Origin of the sequence: Aeromonas sp. R2-4 (genome assembly GCF_040908365.1) — a bacterium.
GTDB lineage: Bacteria > Pseudomonadota > Gammaproteobacteria > Enterobacterales > Aeromonadaceae > Aeromonas > Aeromonas veronii.
In genome coordinates this window covers 1-11,074 of the sequence record NZ_JBFODO010000021.1, presented here as the reverse complement: position 1 = coordinate 11,074, position 11,074 = coordinate 1, and the positions used below count along the sequence as shown (strand labels likewise).

The window sequence follows — 11,074 nt, the reverse complement described above, 5'->3', positions numbered from 1 at the left end:
GATCAGGTGCGCCATTTCAAGATGGTCCAGCGCCAGGCGTGGCGCAGCACCAGAGGAGTGAGCAGCAGTGCGCTCAGCCAGTGGGCCCAGCTGGCGAGGTTGCCCATCGCATCGCCCGGAGTGCCGTGCAGCACCAGCAGCAGGCCGCTGGCCAGACAGACCAGCAGCAGGGCTTCGATAATCCGCCCCGTGGTGCGCAAAAAAGGTTTGTTGCTGCGGTTCAACAAGCTGCGATGGGAGAGCCAGAAGGCGCCAAACAGCAGCGGAAACAGGGTGAGCGAGAGCATCACATGCAAGAACAGATTCCAGCGCGCCAGCGACCAGAGCGGGGTCAGCGGTTCCCACAGCAGCAGGCCGGAGAAGAACATCAGATAGAGGGTGCCCTCGGCGGCCTGATGGTGGTAGGCCAGCCACTGCCAGAATTGTCGGGGTGAGAGAGAAAGGCTTGTCATAAATGCTCCAGCACCCGGGCGGGGCAGCCCGGGGGGAGCAAGTTTATAACGCAGTAAGAGTAATGAAAAGTGTTATCAATTGTATTGCTGGTGAATCAAGGCTGAACAAGCACAGTGATCAAGCTCGACTATTTATGCTCCGCCATCCGTTCGGTCACCGCATAGATGAGCGCGGCCAGCGAGAAGGCGAGAAACACCACCACGGACCACTTCATATCGACTTCATTGATGATGCCATCTTCGAGAAACGCCTTGAGCACCTCCACTCCGGCAATGGTCACCAGTGAGTTGATGACGATGAGCTTGAGGGAGGCAAAGTTGATCTTGCTAAGCCAGTTGCTGCTAAGGGAGGCGCGCTGCTCTTCCGTCTGGATAAATTGCACATAGCCACAGATGGCGACCAGGATCAGCATCTGGGCCACCAGTATAAAGTCCACCAGGGTCAGCACGCCGGTAATGAGATCCAGATAGGGGATCTCGAAAATGTTTACAGAAAGCTGATAGAGCTGCATGGCAAACTTCACCATCAGCAATACCACGCAGATGAGAATGCCAATGTAGAAGGGGAACATCATCAATCTGCTGCCATTGAGCATGAAATTGAATCGACGCATAAAAACTCCAAGGTAAGGGAAGCTGGGTGATTATGACCTGAATTGAGGCTATTGGCAGCGACGTGTCGTCAAGTCACCAAGCTTTCACTATCACCTATTGCAGTACCAGCACAGCTGGTGCTGCAAGTCGTGAAGGTCTATCCCGGTAGCATGGGGGCTACCAGTTTGGTTCATAACTCCAGCTCGATTATGGGGATCTCCCAACGTTCGCTGCGCATCTTGGGTTGATACTCATCCTTTTCCTGCTCTTTACGCCGCTCTACCAAGGCGATCACTCTGGCTTCGCGGATTGTATTCACATCGAATTTCCAGGTTTCTTCTCCCTGTAGGGAGAGGCGAGCGATCTTGTGACTGCGGTGATAGACATGGAGCCTGTCCTGTTTGTCGGGGGCAATGCGTACGGCATCGCCTACTTTCAACGCTCTCAGTTCGTTGTGAATAGTCTGGCCTTCATCACTGTGACCTGCATATCCCAACACCAGTTGCGACATACCCATCATGGCGAAACGACGTTGTCTATCCGGTCGGGTTGCGTTAGGTCTCTGCACGTAGCAGTGGGAGGCGATCAGTGGAATATGGGGATTACGTTGATCGTGGCGAGCCATGAGAACCAGCCTTTCGATAGCACGTGTCATCCCCACATAGAAGAGACGCCGCTCCTCTCCCAGGTTACAGTTCGATAGCTCCGCTACGCGTTGCCAGCCGCCGTCGAGGAGTATCACATGGCGATACTCCTCCCCCTTAACCCCATGTACCGTACTTAACAATACTCCTTTACCGAAGCGGATCTGGCGCTTTTGCTCGCTCAAATACTCGTAGAGGAACATCAGGAAGTGGTGGGCAGAAAGAGCGTGCTCTCCCTGGCTGGCTTGCCATTGAGCAATCAGATTGTGCAGTAGCTCCTCCCAACGGTTGGCCAGTGAGAGTGGAGGGAGAGGGGCTGCAAGTTGCTCCGCTGTCAGCAGGGCATGACCTTGCTGTTGTAGCCAATTCTGATAGCGCAAGATTTCACGGCAGCGATGCACAGGAAAACCGTTCTCTTTATCCAGAATAAAACGACAGGGAATATCGGCATCTGCCAGCGCCGAGCGAACCCAGGCCAGTTCCTCCTTCTCCAGCCCATTACGGGCCAGCACGGCGATAGATTCCAGCGGGCAAGTGGGAGTCTTCTCACGGATAAGCGCGATATGTCTCACGACCTCGGCTGCCTGTTGGGCTGCATCCTGGCACTGCTGGATGATGACGCGACCCTGTGCTGTCTCCATCCCCTCCCAGTGCCCCCCGGCCACTTCCATCTTGCGCCTGTCGTCGATCTCGATGGGATGTGTACGCTTCATGCGATCCTGATTGTGCTCAATCAGGCGGTTGGAGGTCTCGATGATGTGGGCGGTGGAACGATAGTTCCAGGTCAGGAAGTGAGTCTGGGCGTTGTAGTCTTGCTCAAAGCGGCGAATAAAGCTGACGTTCGCGTCGCGAAAGGCGTAGATCGATTGGTCATCATCACCCACAGCCATCAGATGCAGTCGGGCCTCCTCATCCTCTTCGCTTTTGCCCACCAGTGCCGCGATAAGCTGGTACTGTTGTTCATCAATGTCCTGATACTCGTCGACGAGCAGAAATTGCAGCCCACCGAGCAGTTTTTCCCGCTGCTCTTCCAATTCGAGACCGAGCTGGTTCTGCTCTCCCCGGAGCAGCTTGATTGCGTCATCAATGATGGTGGTAAAGTCGATATCGTCGGATGTCCGGTTTTGCACCGCATTGCCTGTCAGACTCATTGCGAGACCGTGAAAGGTGAATACCGAGACCCGTGCTCCGTCACGCCCCAGCAACTCGGTCAGGCGTCGGCGCAGGGACATCGCCGCATTATGGTTGTAACAGAGCAACATGATCCGCGATGGGGAGATCTGCTTGACCCGCATCAGATAGGCGCAGCGGTGGATAATCACCTTGCTCTTGCCTGACCCCGGCCCTGCCAGTACCAGCAAGTTTTGCTCGGGCGGTGCTTGGACGATCTGTTCCTGGGAACGGTTGTGAAGATCTTCGACGATGCGCTTCCAGGAGTGTTCGCTGGTCGCCAGCTCCAGGATTTTGTTGCGCCCTTTGAAGTAGTGACCGAGAAACTTGTCAGCTTCCATGGAGAAGTAGTCTGTCACCAGCTTTTTGGCTTTCTTGAAGTGTTCCAGGCTGATGCGGGCGTATTCATTCATCACATGGATCTGAATCACCTTCTGGCGATAGTGATGCTCAAGCGGCTGATAGTCTGCCTTGTTGTATTGTTGCTGCCGCTCAGCGGTCAGCGTGAGGGTCATAGCGCTTCGGAACACGGCAAGGCCATTTTGCAGCACGATGGCGTGTTGCTCATGCAGGTAGAGCAGTGCCCGCTCTGCCCCTTTGAGCAACCACTCCTGCTGGCTGCTTGCCTCCCGCTTGTTCATTAGCTGAGCCACATCCATGTCTTCTCGCAGGTATTTGACCAGTTGTTCCAGGGCAAATGACAGCATCACTTGGCGCTGGACACTCTCTTCGCTGCTTGCCAACAGGGTGTAGAGAAAATCGAGGGTGGCGCCTGTGACTCGATGGCGTTGATCAATTGTCTGCTCAATCTGGGACCAGGTTCGGTTGAAGGTGAGTTGGTAAAGATCCCGAGAGAGATATTTGACATCAATGGCGCCTTTCTCGCCCCCCGAGCGACCATCCTGGGCCCAGCTGGTCAGCAAATTGCGCAGCAAGCCAGGGTTACACCGCTCATGCCCCAGATCTTTGATGGCCTGATTGACCAGTCGAATGTTAAAGATCAGCCCTTGCCCTGTATCAGGTTCGGGTTCTTTTTCACGCAAGGTGTCCAGCATCGCCTTTTCAATGCTGTGTACTTGCCCGCAGAGCACCCGGGCATTGTCTCTTCCTTTGGGGCGAAGCCAGGTAGTCAGTAACATCCCCTGAGAGAGAAGACCGACATCCGCCATCTGGGTGAGTACCCGCATCACTTCGCTGGCCTGAACACCACTTCCCTTGTCTGCCATGTATTGGCCTGCTTCTTCGGCGATGGTATCGGCACTGAGGCCATCATCGTCGGCAGCACTCATCAGCGCCTGGATAACCGCTTGCCATATGGCTTTGGCCTTGGGGGCCAGTTTCAGACTCTCAACCCTTTTCATCGCCTCTTCTGTGGAAGCAAACAGAGGGCGCCCCTGAAATACCTGAGTGATGTTGTCACTGCGTTCCAGATAGCCCGCTCGTTCGAGCCAGGCAATAGCTGTCTTGACTTTGGTATCCGCATTGCTGTCATCGGCAGCGAAGCTGGTTTCTACCTCTGGCTGGTTGATGAGCTCTGCACTGGTGGCGACCAGTGGCGAGTTGTTCTCCTGCTTGCCTCCTTTGCTGGCCCTGAGTCTTATTCCGCGCAGGATCTGTTTGATATCGCGCAGGCTGACTTCACTCATGGCCTCGAGCTGGAACTGTTTCTCGATATCCTGTTCATCAAACAGCAGTACGCAGTGAGCTTGTGCTGTATCGCGTCCCGCTCGTCCCGCTTCCTGTAGATAGTTTTCGAGGGAGCCGGGGATATCGGCATGGATCACCAAACGCACATCATCCTTGTCTATCCCCATCCCGAAGGCGTTAGTCGCGCAGATTACCCGGATCTCGCCATTGATAAATTGTTCGAGAGTCGCTTTTTTCTGTGCACTGTCCATTCGGGCGTAAAAGCGCGAGACAGGGAGGGATTGTTGCTGACCGAGGAAATCGGCCAGCTCGTCCACGCTGCGCTTCGTTGCGCAGTAGATAACGCAGGAGCCGGGCTTTTCCTCACCAAAGAACTGCTCGAGCAGGTTAAGGATATGGCCCTGTTTATTGAGACCGGGACACTCAACGACGGCATATTCGAGGTTGGTACGTTCAACCCCGCCTTCCAGTCTGAGAAGAGGTCGGGGCTGTTTATCGAGAAACTGGGCGCAAATATCCTCAATCACATCCGGTTTGGCGGTCGCGGTATAGCAGAAGACAGGAGGCATGGGGACCTGCTGTTCCTTGGCAATTGTGGCGATGGCCTTGGCGCAGTAGAGATAGTCAGGGCGAAAATCATGTCCCCATTTCGACAGGCAGTGCGCTTCGTCAAATACCCAGCCACCGATCTGACGTTGTCGTATTGCTTGTTTGACTGTGCGGTTGCGCAACTGCTCGGGGGAGATATAGAGCAAGGCGATATCCCCCATGCGGATCTGTTCAAGAATCGCGCCTCGCTCTGGTAGCGTCAGCAGCCCCGAGATAGCGGCAACCCCTTCAATACCGGCCTTGTGTTTAAGGTTGTCCACCTGATCTTTCATCAGTGCCTGCAGGGGGGATATCACGACCGTGAGAGCACCGCTTCGCTGGTTACGCACCAGTGCCGGGAGCTGGTAGCAGAGCGACTTGCCACCGCTGGTTGGGAGTATGCCGAGCAATGCGACGCCAGCCATGGCTTCCTCGATCAAGGTCTTCTGCAATGGTGTCCCATCAGGCAGGTTGCGAAAGTTGTCGAGCTCGAAAATTCGCTGCAGATGGCGGCGTGCGTCGTGGTTCTCCTTACAATAGCTGCAGTCAGCATGACCGCAGTGACGTTCACGAACTGTGTGAATGATTTCTGCGGTCTGGGGGAAGCGGCGCCAAATCCAGGGGGGCAATACGGAGTTCCCGCCGGACACGGGCAACCAGGCGCAGGCATAAGCCAATGGTAACAACAGCATGGGTTGACGCAGGGCATCACCAATTACTCGGTTGAGCTGATTGGGGCACGCTTTCTCATGGGCAATGCTCTTGATGAGAGTGGGTAGCTCCGAGACCCGCACTGGCGGGCGGTCTGTCAGTCTGGCAAACACCAGTGACAGACCCTGAGTGTTAAATTGCGCTATGACTCCCTGGTCAAACAGATATTGATAAAGCTGCAATTGGGACAGGGGTAAGGCTTGTAGTGCTATCAGCTGTTCCGAGAAAATCTGCAATGCGAGCCTTGCATCCGCGACCGGGTCATTGAGGGTATCTCGAACCAGTTTGTAATCCTTGACCAAGCGGTGATAGGGGTTTTTGGGAAAGGCAAGGGGAGATAGATAGAGGGTATCTATTACCGGCTTTTCGAGAAGTAACTGAGGGCGTACAGCCTGTTTGGCCAACCAGGGGAGATCAAAATCGAGAATATTGTGACCAAGGATCACATCCGCCCTTTGTGCCAGCGCATTTAACTCCTTGAGTGCGAGATCCTGCGGGCCCTTGAGATTGAGTTCACGACCAGCCAGGAGCGCCCCCAGATGACGGAGTTTTTCGTCCCGGGTCAGTTCAAGGTCAAAGGAAAGAATCTTGTCATCCCCAAACAGGGTCACGACATCAGTCGAGTTCATTAATAGCCATCTCCATCTGGCGTTGACCTCTCATGGCGATAATAAGTGCCAAGAGATCAGTGAGTTGGCCGAATATTACCCGAAATGTTGAATGATGGCATCATTCAGAGCCCTCTGGCCGCGGTTCTTTTGGCGGACACCCGGTTTTGTAAATGCCGCTGCCCGATTAATCGTTCATGTTGGGATAGTGTCGTTCTGGCCATGGCCAACTAACTGATCTTGTGAGATTATTTTACTTCCTTCTCCGTTCGGAACGCATTGTGTCCCTCGACTACTACCAGTGCCATGCCACCGAATTGGCGACTCGTTACCAACAGGTATCTGCGCGCGCCGTTCACGGCGACTGGCTCACACTGCTGGAGCCTTGGCTCCTTGCGGCACCGCGCTGGTTACTCGATGTAGGGGCCGGCAGTGGTCGGGATGCCGCGTTTTTAGCCGAGCTCCATCAGGGCAACATGGTGGTCGCTGTCGAGCCATGTCAGGCACTTGCTGCGCAGGGGCAATGTCATACCTGTGAGGCTGCGGTGGCGTGGGTCAATGATGCTATGCCGGCTCTCTCTCGCGTGACCGGTACTTTTGATCTGATTTTGCTCAGTGCTGTCTGGATGCATCTACCCCCGAAGTCTCGTCCCTTGGCTCTGGCACGTCTTCATGAGCTGCTCTCACCAGATGGTTATCTGGTACTGAGTCTGCGCCTGGTTATCTCGGAGCAGGAGATGCGGGAGCGAGCCATGTATCCGGTAGCTGTCGATGAAGTGGAGCGGCTTGCATTGGAGGGGGGGATGACACTTCTCCATGTGTCAGAACCACTGGGGGATGCCTTGGCGCGTAGCGGCTTGAGTTGGCAGAGTCTGATCCTTGGAGGCGAACATGCACGCTTCCCCTGAGCAGCAACTCTCTTTTATTGCCTATCTGCAACGCATCTTTACCGAAGGCGATTTTGTTGCCACTTACAAGTGCGCCTTGCTTCACGGGATTGCAGATATCGCAATTGAGCGCAGTACCGAGACCCATGAGCTGATGGCGGCGCGCACTATTACGCTGGACGAACTGGCCACCAAGTTTGTGGAGCTCTATTGGCAGCACAGTCTGCCCTACTCGGCGACGGGAGAAACGGCCACCTTGCTCAAACAGAGCAGCGGTCGTCAGGCCATCATGCTGACGGAGTTGTCCCGGCTGCGTGAAGAGGGGGTCCGCTCGGTAACTGCACTGCGTCGTCACGACGCCTGGCGGCCTCTTCTTGCCCGAGTTCGGCGCATCCTTGTTGAGGGACCCTTGTGGCGTCTGCAGATCCTGGGTGGGCGAGAGGAGTGCCACCTCGATCCTCATCAAAGGGGCGCGGATCATATCTGCCTTAACCCCGGCATTCTCTACTGTCTCCACCGCTTTTACGATCTGGTGGTCTCCCTCTCCCGACAGCATTGGTTACAGCTTATCTGCGACATCAAGGGTAATCAGCCACTGATTGGCCCAAGTGTGGGGTTGGAGAATTTTCTATTTGGTTCAAGCCGTCAGGCACTGGGGCGAGTAGGAGAGGTATTGAGGGACTTGCAGGGAGGAACCTGTTTTTACTGTAACAAGGCGATACACGGGAGTGGTGAGGTAGACCATTTCATCCCCTGGCGTCGTTATCCAATCGATTTGGGCCACAACTTCGTACTGGCACACGCCAACTGTAACCGGAGCAAACGGGATTTTCTTGCCGCTCCCGAGCACAGGGATGCTTGGTATGAGCAGAATATCCTGACTCACGGGGCGTACCTCACGGACGAGCTGGCCCCTCTGGTGAGCGTCGATGTCGAGCGTTCTACTGCCATCGCCACTTGGGCCTATCAGCAAGCACTCCTTGAGCATGCCAGGTTGTGGCGTGGTATTGGCCTGTTTGTGGACGTGACAGCCCCCAGTGTGGGGATGAGTAATCTAGGCTTCTCTAGACTCTTCTGAGGCAGATACGAAAAAGCCCAGCCAAAAGGCTGGGCTTTAGAATTTGGCTCCCTCGACAGGACTTGAACCTGTGACATACGGATTAACAGTCCGCCGTTCTACCGACTGAACTACGAGGGAAAAGTGGCTCCTCCTACTGGACTTGAACCAGTGACATACGGATTAACAGTCCGCCGTTCTACCGACTGAACTAAGGAGGAATTGCCTGTCTCGTTAAGACGGGGCGAATATTAATGACCAGGGCGGCGGGTGTCAACCCGCGAATTTCCCGAAAACCGGATTTTCGGATTGTTTGCCCAAAAGTTGCGCTTTGCGGTTTATTTTCAGCACAATCAGTCCCTTGCCATCGCTCCCCCCAACCGGCGCAGGGGGCATTGGTTCGGTTCGCATCAACCTGATGATGACAGCATGATGTCGCGAACGTGCTGGCAATCCGATGAGGCTCAAATGGTAATCTTTGTGGCTAAAAGGGGGATAGCTGGAGTCAAGATCGGCGATTTGGCGGCAAATAGGCCAAATAATGGGTGAGCGCGCGTTTCATTGATCCTGCCCATCGAAAAAATGGCCCGTCTGGAGTAAGGTTACGCAGGATACCATCGCCGCGTCGACAGCCCTGCCGGCCCTTGATGATGATCGGGCGCCGGATCTCTCCGGCCTTTATCTCCCTCTTCTGGTATTACGATATACATGCACAAGCAAGCCTCTTTAAATAGCGTGAAGCTCGCCATAGCCTTACGCCAGTCCTGTATTGATGAACCCTACAGCATGGCCCGCTTCGGCCGTGATCTTATCGCCGGTGTGACGGTGGGCATCATCGCCATCCCGCTCGCCATGGCGCTGGCCATCGCCAGCGGTGTACCGCCGCAACACGGTCTCTATACCGCCATCATCGCCGGTATCGTGATCGCCGTGACCGGTGGCTCCCGTTACTCCATCTCCGGCCCGACCGCTGCCTTTGTAGTGATCCTCTACCCGGTCGCCCAGCAGTTCGGGGTTGGTGGTCTGTTGATGGCGACGCTTATCTCAGGCCTCTTTCTGGTGGCGATGGGGATGGCCCGTCTTGGCCGCCTTATCGAGTACATTCCCCCGTCAGTGACGCTGGGCTTTACCGGTGGTATCGCCATCGTGATCGCCACCTTGCAGATCAAGGACTTCTTTGGCCTAAGCGTGCCCGAGATGCCGGAAACCTATCTGGGCAAGGTCGAGGCGCTGGCCGCCGCCCTGCCAAGCTGGCAGTGGGGCGATACCCTGGTGGGGGTCGCAACGCTGGCTGTGCTGCTGCTCTGGCCGCGCCTGCGTCTGCCGGTGCCCGGCCACTTGCCCGCGGTGCTGGTCGGGGTAGGTCTGGGTTTTGGCCTCCATTACTTTGGGGTGGATGTGGCCACCATCGGCAGCAAGTTCAGCTATACCCTGGCCGATGGCACCCAGGGGATGGGGATCCCGCCCATCGCGCCGACCCTGGTGATGCCCTGGGCCTTGCCCGGACCGGATGGCTTGCCAGTTGAATGGAACCTGGCGGCTGTTGAGCGGCTGCTGCCTGCCGCCTTTTCCATGGCGATGCTGGGGGCGATCGAATCGCTGCTCTGCGCCGTGGTGCTCGATGGCATGACCGGTCGCAAACACAGCTCCAACGCCGAGCTGGTGGGGCAGGGGCTTGGCAACATCTTCGCCCCCTTCTTTGGCGGCATTACCGCTACCGCTGCCATCGCCCGCTCTGCCGCCAACGTGCGTGCCGGCGCTACGTCCCCCATCTCGGGGATCGTCCATGCGCTGGTGGTGCTGGCCGCCATTCTGGTGCTGGCCCCCTGGCTCTCCTGGTTGCCGCTCTCGGCCATGGCTGCCTTGCTGCTCATCGTGGCCTGGAACATGAGTGAAGCGCACAAGGTGGTGGAGCTGATCCGTCGCGCCCCCAAATCCGATGTGCTGGTGCTGCTGGTCTGCCTGTCACTCACCGTCATTTTCGACATGGTCATCGCCATCACCTTCGGGGTGATCCTGGCATCCCTGCTCTTTATGCGCGAAATCGCCAAGATGACCAAACTGCACGATTTGGCCGAGCACAAGCGCTATGCCCATGAGGTGCCGGACAACGGCCTGCTCTACAAGATCAACGGTCCGCTCTTCTTCGCAGCGGCCGAACGGGTCTTTGCCGAGCTGGAAGCGCAAGTGAAAGGACACAAGGTGCTGGTGTTGCAGATGGAGGCGGTTTCCATCCTCGATGCGGGCGGCCTGTCTGCCTTCCTCCACTTTGGCAAGCAGATGGCTAAAGCCGGTGTCGAGTTGCGGGTGGCCGAGTTGCAGTTCCAACCGCTCAAGACCCTGGCCCGTGCCAAGGTACGGCCGCAGCCCGGCAAGCTGGAATTCTACGGCTCGCTGGAAGAGGCGCTCAAAGGTGAACATTTGCACGAAGCGGCAGTAAATTGATTGAAAGGGATACGAAACGGCATATTTTTGGTCACTTGGTTCGGATATTGAGCAAACGAACGCAAAAAGTAAAAAATTGCATTGACCAAAAGCCATCGTATCCCTTACATTACGCCCCGTCGCCGCGGCATGGTCCGCAAGCGAATGTGCAGCTCAAGCACATAAAGCAGTGAGCAAAAATTTGGTGAGGTGTCCGAGTGGCTGAAGGAGCACGCCTGGAAAGTGTGTATACGGCAACGTATCGAGGGTTCGAATCCCTCCCTCACCGCCA

At 56.0% G+C, this 11,074-nt stretch carries 6 protein-coding genes and 3 tRNA genes; 4 read left to right on the top strand and 5 right to left on the bottom strand.

Annotated elements, in window-relative coordinates:
* Window positions 1–2 precede the first annotated feature (2 nt).
* The 3 genes from AB5Z05_RS10795 to AB5Z05_RS10785 form a co-directional block, all read right to left on the bottom strand.
* A complete protein-coding gene (locus tag AB5Z05_RS10795; RefSeq protein WP_368151469.1) occupies window positions 3–452 on the bottom strand; it encodes a hypothetical protein in 450 nt (149 codons plus the stop codon).
* 128 nt (window positions 453–580) lie between these two features.
* The gene (locus AB5Z05_RS10790; RefSeq protein ID WP_005333692.1) at window positions 581–1,066 is read right to left on the bottom strand and encodes a YqhA family protein; all 486 of its coding nucleotides are present in this window, start codon (window positions 1,064–1,066) and stop codon (window positions 581–583) included.
* Window positions 1,067–1,236: 170 nt separating this feature from the next.
* Entirely contained in the window at window positions 1,237–6,435 is a 5,199-nt protein-coding gene (locus tag AB5Z05_RS10785) for a RecQ family ATP-dependent DNA helicase (protein ID WP_368151467.1), read from the bottom strand.
* Between the two features lie 260 nt (window positions 6,436–6,695).
* On the opposite strand from AB5Z05_RS10785, the gene AB5Z05_RS10780 reads away from it, so the two are divergent.
* Together AB5Z05_RS10780 and AB5Z05_RS10775 are read left to right on the top strand one after the other, a co-directional pair.
* Window positions 6,696–7,322 carry a class I SAM-dependent methyltransferase gene (locus AB5Z05_RS10780; protein WP_368151465.1) on the top strand — a complete coding sequence of 209 codons (627 nt, stop codon included), beginning with the start codon at window positions 6,696–6,698 and terminating at the stop codon, window positions 7,320–7,322.
* Window positions 7,306–8,379, top strand: a complete 1,074-nt coding sequence (locus tag AB5Z05_RS10775) for an HNH endonuclease (RefSeq protein ID WP_368151463.1) — start codon at window positions 7,306–7,308, stop codon at window positions 8,377–8,379. The genes AB5Z05_RS10780 and AB5Z05_RS10775 overlap by 17 nt, the downstream gene beginning before the upstream one ends.
* Before the next feature lie 44 nt (window positions 8,380–8,423).
* Here the strand turns inward: AB5Z05_RS10775 and AB5Z05_RS10770 are convergent.
* Together AB5Z05_RS10770 and AB5Z05_RS10765 are read right to left on the bottom strand one after the other, a co-directional pair.
* Window positions 8,424–8,499, bottom strand: a tRNA-Asn gene (locus AB5Z05_RS10770).
* A gap of 4 nt (window positions 8,500–8,503) precedes the next feature.
* Window positions 8,504–8,579, bottom strand: a tRNA-Asn gene (locus AB5Z05_RS10765).
* 487 nt (window positions 8,580–9,066) lie between these two features.
* On the opposite strand from AB5Z05_RS10765, the gene dauA reads away from it, so the two are divergent.
* On the top strand, window positions 9,067–10,803 hold the full coding sequence (gene dauA / locus AB5Z05_RS10760) for a C4-dicarboxylic acid transporter DauA (protein WP_005333688.1): 1,737 nt from the start codon (window positions 9,067–9,069) through the stop codon (window positions 10,801–10,803).
* Window positions 10,804–10,986: 183 nt separating this feature from the next.
* A tRNA-Ser gene (locus AB5Z05_RS10755) sits at window positions 10,987–11,074 on the top strand.